Origin of the sequence: Vreelandella zhanjiangensis DSM 21076 (genome assembly GCF_000377665.1) — a bacterium.
GTDB lineage: Bacteria > Pseudomonadota > Gammaproteobacteria > Pseudomonadales > Halomonadaceae > Vreelandella > Vreelandella zhanjiangensis.
The window spans coordinates 260,014-275,914 of sequence record NZ_KB898647.1; the positions used below are offsets into that span (position 1 = coordinate 260,014).

The 15,901-nt window shown below is 54.2% G+C and carries 15 protein-coding genes; 7 read left to right on the plus strand and 8 right to left on the minus strand.

Annotated elements, in window-relative coordinates:
* Positions 1-160: 160 nt before the first annotated feature.
* The 4 genes from D467_RS0105420 to sstT all read right to left on the minus strand — a co-directional run bounded on the left by D467_RS0105420 (position 161) and on the right by sstT (position 3,111).
* Positions 161-499, minus strand: a complete 339-nt coding sequence (locus D467_RS0105420) for an AzlD domain-containing protein (protein WP_018916497.1) — start codon at positions 497-499, stop codon at positions 161-163.
* Positions 496-1,218: an AzlC family ABC transporter permease gene (locus D467_RS0105425; protein WP_018916498.1), complete on the minus strand. Its 723-nt coding sequence runs from the start codon at positions 1,216-1,218 to the stop codon at positions 496-498. Before D467_RS0105425 ends, D467_RS0105420 begins: the two co-directional genes overlap by 4 nt.
* Positions 1,215-1,745 carry a helix-turn-helix domain-containing protein gene (locus tag D467_RS0105430; protein ID WP_018916499.1) on the minus strand — a complete coding sequence of 177 codons (531 nt, stop codon included), beginning with the start codon at positions 1,743-1,745 and terminating at the stop codon, positions 1,215-1,217. Before D467_RS0105430 ends, D467_RS0105425 begins: the two co-directional genes overlap by 4 nt.
* 145 nt (positions 1,746-1,890) lie before the next feature.
* Positions 1,891-3,111 carry a serine/threonine transporter SstT gene (gene sstT, locus D467_RS0105435; protein ID WP_018916500.1) on the minus strand — a complete coding sequence of 407 codons (1,221 nt, stop codon included), beginning with the start codon at positions 3,109-3,111 and terminating at the stop codon, positions 1,891-1,893.
* A 257-nt stretch (positions 3,112-3,368) separates the two neighbouring features.
* Here sstT and D467_RS0105440 point away from each other — a divergent pair, with 257 nt between their 5' ends.
* Positions 3,369-3,698 carry a hypothetical protein gene (locus D467_RS0105440; protein ID WP_018916501.1) on the plus strand — a complete coding sequence of 110 codons (330 nt, stop codon included), beginning with the start codon at positions 3,369-3,371 and terminating at the stop codon, positions 3,696-3,698.
* A 64-nt stretch (positions 3,699-3,762) separates the two neighbouring features.
* On the opposite strand, the gene D467_RS0105445 is transcribed toward D467_RS0105440, so the two are convergent.
* A complete protein-coding gene (locus tag D467_RS0105445) occupies positions 3,763-4,074 on the minus strand; it encodes a hypothetical protein (RefSeq protein ID WP_018916502.1) in 312 nt (103 codons plus the stop codon).
* Positions 4,075-4,263: 189 nt separating this feature from the next.
* Positions 4,264-4,443 carry a hypothetical protein gene (locus D467_RS0105450; RefSeq protein ID WP_018916503.1) on the minus strand — a complete coding sequence of 60 codons (180 nt, stop codon included), beginning with the start codon at positions 4,441-4,443 and terminating at the stop codon, positions 4,264-4,266.
* A 521-nt stretch (positions 4,444-4,964) separates the two neighbouring features.
* Here D467_RS0105450 and D467_RS0105455 point away from each other — a divergent pair.
* From D467_RS0105455 to D467_RS0105480, 6 genes are all read left to right on the plus strand, one after another.
* Entirely contained in the window at positions 4,965-6,605 is a 1,641-nt protein-coding gene (locus D467_RS0105455; protein ID WP_018916504.1) for a DASS family sodium-coupled anion symporter, read from the plus strand.
* Positions 6,606-6,800: 195 nt separating this feature from the next.
* Complete coding sequence (locus tag D467_RS0105460) at positions 6,801-7,310, plus strand: CinA family protein (RefSeq protein WP_018916505.1); 510 nt, start codon at positions 6,801-6,803, stop codon at positions 7,308-7,310.
* Positions 7,311-7,388: 78 nt separating this feature from the next.
* The gene (gene nadE, locus D467_RS0105465) at positions 7,389-8,213 is read left to right on the plus strand and encodes an NAD(+) synthase (RefSeq protein WP_018916506.1); all 825 of its coding nucleotides are present in this window, start codon (positions 7,389-7,391) and stop codon (positions 8,211-8,213) included.
* Between the two features lie 80 nt (positions 8,214-8,293).
* Positions 8,294-9,442, plus strand: a complete 1,149-nt coding sequence (locus D467_RS0105470) for an exonuclease SbcCD subunit D (protein ID WP_018916507.1) — start codon at positions 8,294-8,296, stop codon at positions 9,440-9,442.
* A complete protein-coding gene (locus tag D467_RS0105475; RefSeq protein WP_018916508.1) occupies positions 9,439-12,501 on the plus strand; it encodes an AAA family ATPase in 3,063 nt (1,020 codons plus the stop codon). Before D467_RS0105470 ends, D467_RS0105475 begins: the two co-directional genes overlap by 4 nt.
* 52 nt (positions 12,502-12,553) lie before the next feature.
* On the plus strand, positions 12,554-13,273 hold the full coding sequence (locus tag D467_RS0105480; RefSeq protein WP_018916509.1) for a tellurite resistance TerB family protein: 720 nt from the start codon (positions 12,554-12,556) through the stop codon (positions 13,271-13,273).
* A 104-nt stretch (positions 13,274-13,377) separates the two neighbouring features.
* Here the strand turns inward: D467_RS0105480 and D467_RS0105485 are convergent, their stop codons facing one another.
* Together D467_RS0105485 and D467_RS0105490 are read right to left on the minus strand one after the other, a co-directional pair.
* Positions 13,378-14,760, minus strand: coding sequence for an NAD-dependent succinate-semialdehyde dehydrogenase (locus D467_RS0105485; protein WP_018916510.1), 1,383 nt, complete (start codon positions 14,758-14,760; stop codon positions 13,378-13,380).
* 236 nt (positions 14,761-14,996) lie between these two features.
* Positions 14,997-15,893 (minus strand): LysR family transcriptional regulator, encoded by an 897-nt coding sequence (locus tag D467_RS0105490; protein WP_018916511.1) that lies wholly within the window; start codon positions 15,891-15,893, stop codon positions 14,997-14,999.
* Between the last annotated feature and the right edge of the window lie 8 nt (positions 15,894-15,901).

Genomic DNA, 15,901 nt, shown 5'->3' on the forward strand with positions numbered 1-15,901 from the left:
CAGGCCGGGACCATCTCCGTGCGGCGCCGCCTGTCCAGCTACTCCCTCAATCAACGACCTAGCTTTTTGTGGCTCAAATAGTGAACAGCCTGCCCCTAGAGTTCATGATCGTAGGTTCAAATCCTACTGGGCACACCATTTTCTCATGTCTTCTGCAACATCACCCTGCTAGCGCTACCCCTATTAGTACTAATCCAAACACCGCTACACCCGCTGCCACAGGCAGGCCCATTGTGCGTACGCGCAGCCATACAAGCAGCGTCACGAATAGTCCGATGGCCGTTGCCACCCATGAAATAACGCCAGGATTAACGGGAACGAGTGATACGCCGAGCACCGCCGCGATCATCAGCGGGCCTAAAATGCTGATCCATTGAGGAATGCTGTTTAGGCCGGTTTCACTTCCCAGGCGGCGCTGCATCCAAAGAAACGGCACAACGCGTATGAGTAGCGTACCCAATGCTGAAGCGATTACGGCTAACCACAGTCCTGTGCTCATAATGTGCTCTTCCTGGGATAAAATCTCACCATATAAAAACTGATAGCGCCACAGGCAGCCGCCAGCGGGATGGCAACATTGCTCCAGCCGTAAAGGGTAAAGAAGAGGGCGGATGCAATCGTGCAGCCCAAGGCTAATGCCCAGCGTTTATCCGTGACGCGTGGCGCTACCATGGTTAAAAAAAGCGCGGGTAGGGCAAAGGGCATAATCTCGCCCAAAAGCGGCCAGTAGGCCGTTAACGTTTCTCCGGCTGTGGCGCCTACCACGGTACCCACGATCCACACGCCCCAGGCAAGCAGCGCTACTCCCAAAAACCAGCCGAAGCGTTCAGATTCGGGAAGCTGAGGTAAGCGCGTATGCGCCAGAGCAAAGACCTGATCGGTAAGGCCGTGCATAAGCCAGGGCCAGTGGCGACTGCGGGGTAGCCAGGCCGCGATGTTCGGACCGTAAACCACATGGCGCACATTAATCAGTAGCGTCAACACGACCACCAGCCATAGCGGCGAGCCTGCGGCGACCATGCCGACAAACAGAAACTGTGAGGCTCCTGCATAAATTAACAGCGATATGACCGCCGCTTCCCAGGTGCTAAATCCTGCCTGTGTCGCTACCAAACCAAACGAAAGCGAGACAGGTATATAGCCGCCTAGTAAAGGAATCGCTTCGCGTACGCCACGCAGTGTCGAACGACCAGAAGTAGAGTTGGTAAGCTGGTTCATGGCGTATCGCCTTTTTCAGCGTAAGTAATGGTTAATATCAGCGTCGCTTCTGCTGCCTGTGTGCGGTAAAGGTGTGGCTGGTCGGCCGGGAAGGTGAGAGTTTCACCAGGCATAAGCGGTTTGGTGTCGCCATCCGGCCCAGCTTCCAGCCAGCCGCTGATCAACGTGAGGGATTCCTGCGCGCCCGGCGTATGCGCCTCGGCACGGCGCAGGGTGTTCGGTGCGCAGCGCATCCAGTAAGCATCTACCTGGGGCGAGTCTTTACCCTGATCAATAAGCCGGACCTGCACGCCATCTTCACCCAGCGGCACGGTGATCGGTGCCACTAACGTGCCAAACGGCACGTTGAGCTGAACGGCCAGCCGCCAAATAGTATCCAGGGTAGGGTTGCCATTGCCCTGTTCAAGGCGGCAAAGATTGGATTTGGCGATGCCCGCTTCATTGGCCAACTGCGACAGCGAAAGGCCCCGCTCCGTACGAAGCGTTTGCAGGTGATGGCCCAATGTACTCAGTGAAAGCTTATCCATAACGCACTCAAGTGTTCTTTATATAGAACGTTCTATATAAGGAACGGGAGCGTGTCAATGTTTACTATTAATAGACGGGAAGAACGACAGAAGGAGCTGGGAGCGCTGGCTAATAAGACAATAGCGCTCCCATTTTTATTATGAGTTAGAGAGTATTGCTACGCGCACGGCATGCAGCGGCAGTAAACAGCACGTCGGTGGATGAGTTAAGCGCGGTTTCTGTGGAGTCCTGCACTACGCTAATCACAAAGCCAATCGCGACTGCCTGCATGGCCACTTCAGTTGGAATGCCAAACAAATTAGCGGCCATTGGGATCAACATCAAAGAGCCACCGGCTACGCCGGAAACGCCGCAAGCTGCCAGTGCAGAGACGATACACAGCAGTAAGGCAGTGGGGAAGTCAACATTAATGCCCAGCGTATGGGTGGTCGCCAGCGTGATCACGGTGATGGTGATTGCCGCACCGCACATGTTGATCGTCGCACCTAAAGGAATAGAGATGGAGTAGGTGTCAGCGTCCAGCTTCAGGCGTCGACAGAGCTCAAGGTTGACCGGAATATTGGCCGCCGAGCTGCGTGTAAAGAAGGCGGTAATCGCACTGCCGCGCAGGCAGGCAAATACCAGCGGGTAGGGGTTCTGGCGGGTGGCGATGTATACCAGCAGCGGATTGCTCACCAGGGCAACAAACACCATGCACCCAACAATAACCGCGAGCAGTTGGGCATAGTTAACCAGCGACTCAATGCCTGATTCTGCGAGCGTACCGGCCACCAAGCCTAAAATACCCAGTGGGGCGAGACGAATTACCAGCGCAACAATACGTGAGATGGCGTCAGAAAGATCGCTAAGGGCAAGGCGGGTCGTGTCACTTGCCTGGCGCAACATCAGGCCAAGGCCAACGGCCCAGGCAAGAATGGCGATAAAATTACCTTCCATTAGCGCACTGACAGGGTTGGCTACCGCGTTTAGCAGCAGGTGGCGCAGGATCTGGAAAATATCGCCAGGCGGGTTGCCCTCCGCTTGGGGGGCGTTAAGCGCAAGCTCCGTTGGAAACGCAAAGCTTGCCGCAACGGCAATCAGCGCCGCCACCAGCGTACCGACAATATAAAGCACCAGTACTGAGCGAATATGAGTGGGCTGCCCTTGCCGATGAGCAGAAATGGCGGCAGCCACCAGAACAAACACCAGAATAGGCGCGACGGCCTGAAGTGCAGCAATAAATAGCTGGCCTAATAGCGCTATGTCGCCAGCAATCGAAGGCGCGAATACTCCAAGCAGGACACCTATCGCGATACCGATGAGAATCTGAGGGATAAGGCCCAGCTGTAAAAGGGGGCGGAACAAGCCTGTGGCGGTTGTAATCATCGCGCGTCACTCAGGTAGTAGAATGTAGTTAGCGCCATAGACGCTTCCTGAAAGGGGCAGCATTCTATCACTTGCGGTTATCGCGCGGGCTTTTTGGCGGGTAAGTTTCTCTACGTGGCCAAAAAGTAAGAAAATTTTGTATTTAGCGGGCAGTATTCTCAGGTGGGTATTTTATAATCGCTTAGCCAAGCGGGCACAGTGCTAAGTAAAAGCCAATATTGGCTTGCTAATATTAAAAAACTAAAGGGAACAAGCGGATGCATATCACATTAAGGTTGGTAGCATTGATAATGCTGTGCCTGTCGACAGTGGCTAGCGCCTCTGACTATTACGTCGATGTTACTAATCGCACTGGCTATACCATTTTTTATATGTACGTGAGCCCGGCGAGTTCAAAGACGTGGGAAGAAGATGTGTTGGGAGAAACAGTGCTAGAGAATGGCGAAACCCAGCGGGTTACCTTGACTGGTTACACAAATCCATACTTTGATATACGTCTGGTCGATCAGGACAACGATAGCTACACATTCTGGACGATTGATGTGTCAACGCAGGATATCGTGGTAACGCTTGACCATCTCGATTGATGCTTGCTTCCCTTGCCGTCGTATTGCAACGGCAAGGGAAGCATCAGGAAGGGTTAAGACCTAATTAAGCAGCGACCATCGTTTGGCGTGTCGCTTGTCGTACAGTGCTGTGCGGGGCTGGTGTTGCAACGTTAGCGCTCATGGTAGCCACCATGGCATACCCTTTTTCAGTCAGTTCCACGACGTCTGGTGAAGAGCCCCATTTCAGCAGCATATCGTCAAGCTGACGTTCTGCGGCTTCAAACTGGCTGCAATGACACAGCAGTTTAGCGATGGTGTAATCGCATTCCGGGGTATCGAACATTTCATCCTTGATCTCCTGAATAGCAAGTTGAAGACCGGCTTGGGAAATCTCTGCTAAATGGATATGTTGCATGCCACTACTCCTTGTGAATGCTGGTTTATTTGTACGTAAATTGTACTCTTGCAGGGTAATATAGCTTTTTTTCAGATGCAAACCCGAATTGGTCGAATGGCTTCAACGGACTCATAAAAAAATCCCTCTACTGAAAGTAGAGGGATTTCGCTGCACTTTTTTCATGCGGCTACTATAGGGTTCATGCGGCTACATGGGTAGCATCGCGAGCACGGTAACCACACAGCCTGCTAAAAAAGCGAGAGAAGCAAGCTTGATAATATCTGCTTCTTGGTTTTTTGAGCGTCTATGCCGCTGTTCCATAAGATATTTTTCAAGGTGTTCGCGGCTGCCTGGTTTTGCTCCATTGAAAAGATGTTGGCGTATCATCTTGACTCCTTGAGCGTTGCGGTTAGTGATTTCCTCGTTCCCGCCTATAAAATCCCTGCACTCGAGCGTTTCACTGTATTTTTTAACTAGCGTTGTAAATATCGTTCGAAGCCTAAGCATAGACCAAAACCAGAAAAACCAGGCAGAAAAAGCTATACAAAAACTTAATCAACTTGTCATGCGTGTGTCACTAATACTCGGTTGGTGTTCTATCGGACGGCAATGATAACAGTTAACGTTTAGTTTTTTTCAGCTCTTTCAAGCGGTAACTGCCGCAATATAAAAAATCACAAAATGGTGACCGTCAGCATAAAGTATGCTGAACCATTACAACCAAAGTTGTTAGACTTTGGTCGCAATTTTAGGTGATTTACTGGACTAATGTTCTATTGCAGTGAATAAAGGGCGCCAAGAAACAGTTGGGCTCTTGCTGAGTAGAAAAGTGAGTTGCCAGCTATCCTTCTAAGATATTTCGTTTACCTGACAAGAGCGGTACCTTTCCAATGCGCAGAACTGCCACGATGACGCTCTGGGATCAGCTTTGGCATTCCCACGATCAAGTCAAAAACCTACTCATGTGCGCGCTGCCAATATCCGGCACGCCGCGTGCCCCTACGTCCACGAATGACACAAAAGGGGGGAGTGGTTCGGAGCCGCCGCGACCACCGGCCTATACCACCCCTCAGAAGATTGGCTTGATTCTAGGGCCGTTGCTGTTTGCGTTCGTATTGATGTTTTTCCACCCGGCTGACTTAAGCATCGAAGGCCGTATGGTACTGGCTACCACGCTGTGGGTTGCCGTTTGGTGGATTACCGAAGCGATACCTATCCCCGTTACATCACTACTACCCATTGTGTTGCTGCCAATTACCGGTGCCTTGGAAAGTAATGCGGTTACGGCGGCTTATGGCAATCCGATTATCTTTCTTTTCCTGGGCGGTTTCATGATCGCACTGGCCATGGAAAAGTGGGACCTGCATAAGCGCATTGCCCTGACGATTATTTCCATACTGGGCACGAGCATTAATAGCATCGTGTTTGGTTTTATGGCGGCTACCGGCTTTTTATCGATGTGGGTATCAAACACCGCCTCGGTAATGATGATGCTGCCTATTGGTACGGCGATTGTTTACCAGGTGACCCAGGAGCTTAATAAAAGCGAGGGGGATCACAGCACCGAGATTGACAAGTTTAGTAAAGCGCTCATTTTTGGTATCGGCTATGGCGGCACTATTGGTGGTTTGGGCACCCTGATCGGTACGCCACCCAATATTATTCTTGCGGCTGTCGTCACGCAGCTTTTTGACGTCGAGATTTCCTTTGCCAGCTGGATGATGTTTGCCTTCCCGGTTGTCGTGATATTGCTATTAATAAGCTGGTTGTTGCTGACCCGGGTTATTTACCCGATCAACTTCAACAAGCTGCCGGGCGGCAAGGAGATGATCAGAAAAGAGAAGGCCGCACTCGGTAAGATAACCTTTGAAGAGAAGGCTGTGCTGGGCGTTTTCCTTTTCGCCGCGTTCATGTGGATTACCCGTTCGTTTTTATGGCAGGGTCAAATTCTCAATATCCCTGGCATCAATGACACCATGATTGCGATTGTCGCGGCGATTCTACTGTTTTTGGTACCTTCGCCCAATAAAGGCGGTTGCCTGTTGGGTTGGGATGTCGCTAAAGACGTTCCCTGGGGCATTCTGCTGCTGTTCGGGGGTGGCCTGGCGATTGCTGCGGGCTTTGGCTCTTCAGGCTTGGCAACCTGGATCGGCGAACAAATGAGCGTACTGGAAGGAGTTAACTTCCTGCTCGTGATTCTGCTTGCCACCGGCATGGTGCTTTTCCTTACCGAAATCACCTCAAATACCGCTACCGCAACGATGATTTTGCCCGTATTGGCCTCGTTGGCGCTGGCGCTTAATATCCATCCTTTCGTGCTGATGGTGCCTGCAGCCATGGCAGCTAACTGCGCTTTCATGCTGCCGGTCGGTACGCCGCCCAACGCGATTATTTTTGCCACAGGCAAAATCAAGATCATCGAAATGGTGCGCAATGGGTTCTGGCTTAACATTGCCGCCATGCTGCTGATCGTGGCTGCCGTTTACTTCCTGCTGCCCATGCTGTGGGGCGTTGATCTAACGGTTTATCCCGACGCCTTCCGCAACTAACCTGATAGCTTAACCGCGTTTCATCGAAGTCCTTATCAACAGCCCTTATCAACGATAAGGGCTTTTTTTATGCGCGCCTAAGCACTCTATTAACAAATAGTGAAGTTGGTAACCAAGCCTTTAACCCCCTGTAAGAAGGACTACATTTCAATAGGAGTGCAAATAAAAGGACATCGTTTGGGTAGGAGTAATGCAATGGAATTGCTTAAGCAGATTACTGATTATCTACAGCAGCAAAAGCTCAAATTGGCCACCGCCGAATCATGCACCGCGGGGTTGATTGTCTCTGAACTGGCTAGTGTACCCGGCAGTGGGCAATGCATTGACTGCGGCCTGGCGGTTTATTCGCCAGAAGCGAAAAATCGCTACCTGTCGGTCAGCTTTGATACGGTTGATACTTACGGGCTTACCAGTGAAGAAACGTCCCGAGAAATGGCTTTGGGCGCGCTTAATAATAACGATGCCAACGTCACCGTGGCCAATACCGGCATTGCAGGCCCTGAACCGCAAGACGGCATCCCGGTAGGTACGGTATGTTTTGCCTGGGCATTTCGACATGATAAGCAGGTTTACATGATCACGGAGACGCGCCGCTTTTCCGGAGATCGTAACGAGGTACGCCTAGCTGCCGCACACTATGCATTGGAGTGTATTCCTCGACATCACAGCAGTGTACTGGAAGGTAGCGCACCACTGGATGAGTAGAACCGAATCCATTTCTGCTCTAGCCTGAATCATATGCTATCCGCTATGGATTAACGTTCGACCCGCAAGGAGGCCAAGATGGTAGATCGGCAGGCAACCCAATCGCATATTCAAGCGGCTTTACAGGTAAAGCCGCGTATTGACCCTCAGCAAGAGGTTGATAAGCGCGTTGATTTCTTATGTCGTCAAATGATCGATACAGGGCAGCACGCGCTCGTATTGGGCATTAGCGGCGGTGTGGATTCCACGGTAGGCGGCCGTTTGGCGCAGCTGGCGGTTAATAGGGCGCGTGAGCAGGGTGTAGATGCTTCTTTTTACGCAATGCGGCTGCCTTATGGTACCCAGCAGGATGAAGACGATGCGCAGAAGGCGCTGTCGTTTATCGAACCCGACCATGTGCTGACCGTTAATGTTAAACCGGCAAGTGATGCCCTGTTGGCCGCACTGGAAGAGGGCGGGCTAACGTTTAGAGACGACGCTCACCGCGACTTTGTGTTGGGCAATATCAAGGCGCGGCAGCGCATGGTGACGCAATATGCGGCGGCCGGGGCGCGAAGCGGCCTGGTGGTCGGCACGGATCAAGCCGCCGAAGCGCTAATGGGCTTTTTTACCAAATATGGCGACGGTGCCTGTGACGTTGCGCCACTCACCGGGCTAACCAAAAGCCAGGTTCGTGAAGTCGGTGCGGCGCTGGGCGCTCCTGCCGCTTTGGTTGAAAAGCAGCCCACTGCTGATCTGGAAACGCTCAAACCCCAGCTGGCGGATGAAGTGGCGCTAGGCGTGACCTATGTCGATATTGATGCCTTCCTGGTCGGCGATGCCATCAGTGATGAGGCGTACACCACCATTATTGACACCTATACCCGCACCGAGCATAAACGCCAGTTGCCCAAGGCCCCCTAAGTGTTTCTCACCAGTAAAGGCTAAACGCCGTCAGGTTAGGTTGTTATGATGCTACAACCTAACCTGCTGTTGAGCCTGCCATGCGTCTACTCCACACCGCCGACTGGCACTTGGGGAGGTTGTTTCACAACATCTCACTGCTTGAAGACCAGCGCCACGTTTTAAACCAGCTGATCGAGATCGTCGACCGCGAAGCCGTAGACGCTGTGCTGATTGCAGGCGATATCTATGACCGCTCGGTGCCGCCTGCCGCGGCCGTCACGCTACTCGATGATGTGCTGGGTGAGCTTTGCGAAGCGCGTGGTTTGCCGGTAGTGATGATTTCCGGCAATCACGACGGTGCCGAGCGCTTGGGCTTTGGCGCACGCCATTTGCGTCAGGCTGGGCTGCATATTCTTTCTGACTTGAGCGCATGCGATACCCCTATTACGCTCGCCATCAGCGGCGTTGAGGTCGATATTTTTGGCGTGCCTTACGCAGACCCGGAATACGTACGCAGCCAGTTCGGTGAGCCGGTCCGCGATTTTGATAGCGCCCACCGTTACCTGCTAAAGCGTATTGATGGAAAGCGTCACGCTACCCGCCCGACCATATTGATGAGCCACTGCTTTGTAGATGGCGGCAGCGCATCCGATTCCGAGCGCCCGTTAACCCTGGGCGGTGCAGAAAGCGTTGCCTGGGAGCCCATGCAGGGCTTTGACTATGTCGCGCTTGGCCACTTGCACGGCCCGCAATACCGCGGCGGCGAACATATTCGCTACAGCGGTTCGCTGCTTAAATACAGTTTTTCAGAAGCTCGACAGCGTAAAGGCGTTACGCTTGTAGATATGGGCAAAGAGGGAATTACCCGCATTGAGCATCGCCCGCTGGTGCCCAAGCGAGAAGTGCGCGTGCTGGAAGGCGAGCTCGATGAGCTGTTGAGGCAGGGGCGCGAGGACCTTTGCGCTGATGACTACCTGCTGGTTAGGTTGACCGACCGCCACGCCATTTTAGATCCCATGGGCAAGCTGCGCGCGGTTTACCCCAACGTTTTGCACCTCGAAAAGCCCGGCATGCTGGGTGGGCAACAGCGCCAGCAGCTGGACCGCGAACGGCTTCGCTTTAATGCCTTGGATATGTTCAGCGACTTTTTCGAACAAACCAGCGGTGACGCCATGAGCGCTGAGCAGGCGCGCGCCATGGGTGATTTGATTACCTCCCTCAGCCGCGATGAAGAGGGCCAGCCATGACGCCGCTCGTACTCACCATGCAGGCCTTTGGCCCCTTTGCGGCCGAGGAGACCATCAACTTTTCTCAGCTGGGTAGAAGCCCGCTGTTTTTGATCAACGGCCCGACAGGCGCCGGGAAAAGCTCGATTCTGGACGCCATCTGCTTCGCGCTTTATGGCCAGACCACGGGAGAAGAACGCTCGGGCACCCAGATGCGCTGCGACCAGGCCGCGGATACGTTGCTAACCGAAGTAACGCTGGATTTTTACCTGCGTGGAGAGAGCTATCGGGTGCGTCGCGTGCCTCAGCAGGAACGCCCCAAGGCGCGAGGCGAAGGGACGACGACGCAAAATGCAGAAGCCCAGCTGTGGCGGATAACCGCTGAGGGGAAGGAAAACGAATGTCTCGTCGCGCGTAGCGTTAACGATGCTACCGCTCAAGTGCAGGCGCTATTGGGGTTGGATGCCAGCCAGTTTCGTCAGGTGATGGTGCTGCCCCAGGGAAAATTCAGAGAGCTGCTGCTGGCGGAATCAAAAGATCGCGAAAAGATTTTTTCCCAGCTGTTTCAAACCCAGATTTTTCAACGCATCGAAGAGCATCTGCGCACGCAGGCCAATCAGATAGAGCGGGCGGTGAAAGATCACCAGCACCGTGTGCAGGGCATCCTGGATGCAAGCGACAGTGAAAGCGAAGCGGCGCTTATTGAAGCGCTGGAAACGCTGGCGCCAGAGTATCAGGCTGCTGAACAGGCGTTAGCCATTGCTAAACAGCAGCGTGAACAGGCAGAGGCTGCCGAGCGCCAGGGGCAGGAGTGCCAAGCGCTTTTTGATCGCCATGCGGCTCTGGGCGCAGAAAAAAAACAGCTGTTACACCAACAGCCGGAAATAGAACGCGCTCAGCAGCGACTAAGTGCCCATGAACAAACCCAAGCGCTGGCCGAACCCTTTCACCGTGTGCAAACGGCGCGGCAAACGGCAAGCGCTATCCAGGAAGAGCGCATTCAGGCTCAAACGGCTGTCGAAAAACAGCAGGCGGCACATCAACATGCTCAGCAAGCGTTACATCAGGCACAAACCCGCTACCAGCAGTTGCCGGAACGCCGTGAGCAGGCGGGTCGTTTACAGCAAGCGTTGGAGCAATTTCAGGCGCTCACTGGTGTAGAGCAGGCGCTACAGCAGGCGCAACAAACATGGCACAGCCTGCATCAAAAGCTTGACCAACAAACGCAGCAGCGCAACACCATCGCCGAGCAGGGCGAGGCACTTGCCGCCAAGCTAAAAGCGGAACAGGTGGAGCGCAATAACCTCGCGGGCAGCGATGAGGTGCTAAAAAGCCGCCAGGCGCAGCACGCGCAGCGGAAATCACTGGCCGGGCTTGAATCTCAGCGGGTTGCCTTGGCTGAACAAGTGGCTCAGGCGGCAAGCGATGTTGATTGTCATCAGCAAACGGTTGAACGCTATAAGCGTCGCGCCACCGAGCAGGAGATGTACTGGCACCAGGGGCAGGCCGCGTTACTCGCCGCTCGGCTGCAAAACCAGCAGCCCTGCCCGGTATGCGGCAGCCGTGAACATCCTGCGCCAGCCATACAGGAACAGCCCCCCGTTACTCAGGCGGATGTGAAGCGCGCACGCACGGAGCATGAACAGGCGCACCAAGCGCTGATGCAGGCTCAACAGTTGCAGCAGCGTTTGGCCCAACAGCTTAAGTATAACGATGAGCAGAGCGAGTACTTGCGCCATACGCTTGGCGAGTGGGGAGCCAAGCCGCTAAGCGCGCTGGAGGCTGCCTGCCAGGAAAGCCAGCAGCATGTTGAACGCTATCAAGTGCTTACCCAAGAGCTTGCGTCGCAGGAACGTACGCTTGAACAACAGCGCAGCGAATGGAAAGCGCTGGATAGCCAGATAAAGGCGCAACAGCCTGAGTTAGAAGCGGCCCAAAAGCGCTGCCATCAGTTGGAAGCCCAGTGTGAACAGCTGCGAAGGACGTTGCCCGAGACGCATGGGTCACTTGAAGCGCTGCAAGCAGAGCTTCGCCGTGTGCAAAGCGACATTCAGCAGTCTGAGGCGGCGTGGCAATCTGCTCAGGAGAGTGCTCATCACGCACAAACGGCGCTGGCCCGCGCTGAAACCACGTTGTCAGATATTGTTCAGCGCGCTGGCGCCGCTACTCAGGCGCTAAGCACGGCCCAAAACGAATGGCAGCTGGCGCTAAGCGGTAGCGCTTTCGACAGCGACACTGACTTTCTTCAGGCCCGATTGGAAGCGCCTGAGCGTCAAGCGCTAATTGAAAGCGTTACCCACTTTCAGCAGGTATTGGCCAAGCTGGATGGTCAGCTTGAGGCAAGCCAGGCACGCCTTGAGGGGCTAACGCCGCCTGATTTGACAGCCTTGGCTGAGCAAGTGACTGCCGCGCAGGCGCATGAGCAGGTTTGCGATCAAACCTACCAGCGCTTGACGGCGCGAATTACTCAGCTAACCGCTACTCAGCAAAAGCTCAAGGCTGCCCACGCTGCCGAGGCGGAGCTTGAAGCCGAGTATCGGCTGTGGGGAACGCTGAGCGAGATTGCCAATGGACGCACCGGGCATCGCATTAGCCTGCAGCGTTTTGTGCTTGGGGTACTGTTGGACGACGTACTTATTCAGGCATCCGAGCGGCTGGTGCGGATGAGCCGGGGGCGTTATCAGCTGGTACGCCGTGAAGACCCTTCCAAGGGTAACAAGGCGTCTGGTTTGGAGCTTGATGTTGCTGATACCTATACCGGTAAAAATCGGCCCGTTGCGACGCTTTCGGGCGGTGAATCGTTTATGGCCGCATTGGCACTGGCACTGGGACTTTCTGATGTGGTGCAGGCGTATGCGGGTGGCATTCAGCTCGATACGCTATTTATTGATGAAGGCTTTGGCAGCCTGGACCAGGATGCCCTCGATCAAGCCATCGCCATGCTGAGCGAACTGCAAATGGGCGGGCGCATGATCGGAATTATTTCGCATGTCAGCGAACTCAAAGAGCAAATGCCGGTTCGTATAGAGGTACGTGCCAGCCGCCAAGGCAGCACGGTGCAAGTACAAGGCGTTTTATAGCGTTTTAAGTGCACTAAACTCAGTTCTGTCTATCAGCTCAAGGAGTACAGGGATGAACGCAAGTAAAATTCTTCAGCAGCTTATGCAGCAAGCTGGCGGTAGTCAGAAAAGCGGCAGTGGTGTCGATGTTAAAGGCATCCTCGGTGGGCTTTCTAAACAGTTAGGTGGCAGCAGCCAGGGTGGTAGCTCCTCTAGTGGTTTTGATGTTAAGAGCCTCTTGGGCGGCGGCGCCATGGGCATGCTGGTCGGCTCCAAACGTGGCCGTAGCATGGGCGGGAAAGCGCTTAAGTACGGCGCCATTGCAGGCGTTGGCATGCTGGCCTGGAAAGCCTGGCAGAATTCACAGGCGGCTAAAAACCAGCCAGCCACCAGCAGTAAAGCAGAAGGCGAGCGTGTTGATGTATTAAGCGGCGAGATTCAAGAGCGCCGTAGCCTTGAGCTGTTGCAGGCCATGATAATGGCGGCCCGCGCCGACGGGCATATTGATGAGCAGGAACAGGTGCTGATTACGGAGCAGATTGATGCGCTAGGGGCCGACCAGGAAATGCATAACTGGGTCGAAAGACAGCTAAAGGCTCCGCTGGATGCCGAAGCGCTTGCCCGTGAAGCCGACTCACCCCAAGCCGCCCGGGAAATGTATTTGATGAGTGTTGCAGTGACTGATGACCAGAACCCCATGGAGCGCGCCTGGTTGGATCAGCTGGCGCAGGCGTTAAAGCTTACCCCGGATATTACTCAAGAGCTTGAACATCAGGCTCAGCAGGCGGGCTGATAGCATTTTTATTTTCACACTAACATTTTCACACTAAAAAGCGCCGCCAGGATGCTGGCGGCGCTTCGTTTTGCAGGTGGCAATCGCCTAAACGGCGTTACCGATTATTCCTGAACGACAATAACGGATTTCGCATTGACGAATTCGTGCATACCAAAGCCGCCGTGTTCGCGCCCATAGCCTGAGTCCTTGACGCCGCCAAAGGGCATCTCCGGGGTGGCAACACCAAAGCCATTGATAAACACCATACCGGTATCGAAGTACTTGCTGGCAAGCTCCGTGGCACGCTTGGTGTCTTTGGAGATGATCCCGCCGCCCAGGCCATAACGGCTGTCGTTGGCGATGCGCATGGCATCTTCATCGTCCTTGGCACGAATCAGCGCCGCTACCGGGCCAAACAGTTCGTCATCGTAGGCGGGCTGCCCGGGAGTGACGTTATCCAGCACGGTCACCGGATAGAAAGCGCCTTTACCGGTTGGCTTTTCACCGCCGCAGAGTATTTTGGCGCCTTTGCTGACACTTTGTTCTACCTGCTCGTGCAGCGCATCGCGCAGATCTACGCGTGCCATCGGGCCAAGATCGGTGTCGCTAGCGTTCGGATCACCGACTTTTAGTGATTTCATTTTCTCTACAAAGCGCTCTTTAAAGGCTTCGTAGTTGGCATCTGTGACCACAAAGCGCTTGGCTGCCACACAGGTCTGGCCGCCGTTGAATATCCGGCCCTGGACACAGGTATTAACCGCGACCTCAAGGTCAGCGTCATCGAGTACCAAAAAGGCGTCATTAGAGCCCAGCTCCAGCACCGTCTTTTTCAGATGCTCAGCTGCCTTGGCCGCCACTTTACGGCCTGCGCCGTCGCTGCCCGTGAGCGTCACGCCGCGTACGGCTTTGTGAGCGATCACTTCATCAGACGTATCGTGGGATATGACCAGCGTACGGAAGACGTTTTCCGGTAGACCCGCCTCACGATAAATCTTTTCGAGCAGCAGGCCGCTGCCGGTCACGTTTTCAGCATGTTTTAGCAGTACGCTGTTGCCCGCCATGATATTGGCGATTGAGTAGCGCACGACTTGGTAAGCCGGGAAGTTCCAAGGCTGAATGCCGTAAATAACGCCCATTGGCGAGTAGGTAATAAAGCCGCGCTCACCGTTGCCTGGCTTGCGCTCTTCATCGGCCAGTTTGGTCGGGCCGTTCTCTGCCGTGTAGTCGCAGATTCCGGCGCACAGGTCGACTTCCTGGCGGGCTTGCTCAGGTGGTTTGCCCATCTCTTTGACCATTAGATCGGCCAGTTCATCTTTATGGGCTTTTAACGCTTCGCCGATCGCTTTAACAACCTTGGCGCGCTGCTCAAGAGATTTTAAACGCCATTCAAGAAATGCCTGATGACTTGCTTCGACAACCTGCTTCGCCTGGCTGGAATCCATCAGCGTATAGGTATTTAGCGATTCACCGGTAGTCGGGTTAACGGTCGTGATGCTGTTGCTCATAAGATCTCCTATCTTTAGATCAACGCGTATCTTTAGATCAACGCTTCAATGTCCATATCGGTTAAAACCGACTGGTCTAATTTAGCTGACTATCTACCTTAGTAGACAATCAGCCTTTATGCGTAATAGTGGGGCAGTAACATTTTTAAAGAGTTCGGAAAGCGCTAATAAAAAGCTAACAAGCTCTATATCAATTGTTGCGTGACGTATTTATCGCTAGTGGCCTAGCCCCGCTTTTAAAGCGAGGGCCATACTTCGCCCAGCGTACGTAGAGCTGCATCAATGGTTGGTTCTTCTGCGCGATCATGGCGCCAGATCAGGCTAAGTGCGCAGGGCAGGCGAATATTATTGGCAACGACAAGGCCACTTTCCTGACGCTGGGTCATGGCAAGAGCGTCGCGTGCCAGGCTCAAGCCAACGCCCGCGCGGACTAAATCGAGCATGCAGGCTTCTTGATCGACTTGGGCAACGCGGTTGGGCGTGGCGCCACTGCTGGCAAGCGCGTGGTGTAAAAGGCGGTGATGGGCTGAGTCCTCGGGCGTGACGATCCAGGGCAACCGGGCCAGGGCCTCCCAACGTGTATCGGCCAGCTGAGCATCCCAGCCCATTGGGGCAACAACGTAATAGTGAAAATGAGTCAACTCGCGCCAGTCAAGCGCTTCATGGTTGGTACCCAGGCCGGGCGGCGCCAGATAAAATCCTACATCCAGATCGCCTTGCTCAACACGTCTTAACGTACTGCCGCTCATTCCGTGATGAAGCTCGGTTTCAAGCTGCGGTGCCTGTGTCATTAAGCGGCGCAAAAAAGCGCCCAGGCGAATAAATTCCGGGTCGACAATCGTACCTATCTTGAGCTTGCCTCTTGGTGTGCTGTGCAGCGTATTGGCCGTTTGCTCAAAAGCATAGGCGCTGGCCAGGGCTTTCTCGGCAGAGGGGAGGAGGGCATGGCCATCGGAGGTTAACGCTAAGCCCTGTGGGCGGCGTTCAAACAACGTAAGCCCCAGATTTAGCTGAAGCTGCTTCAACTTTAGGCTGATAGCAGGCTGGGTAAGGTGCAATTGTTCCGCCGCGCGTGAGACGCTGCCTAGCCGGGCCACGGTCACAAATGCCCGTAGCGTCGCGTATTCGTACATATCGGCTC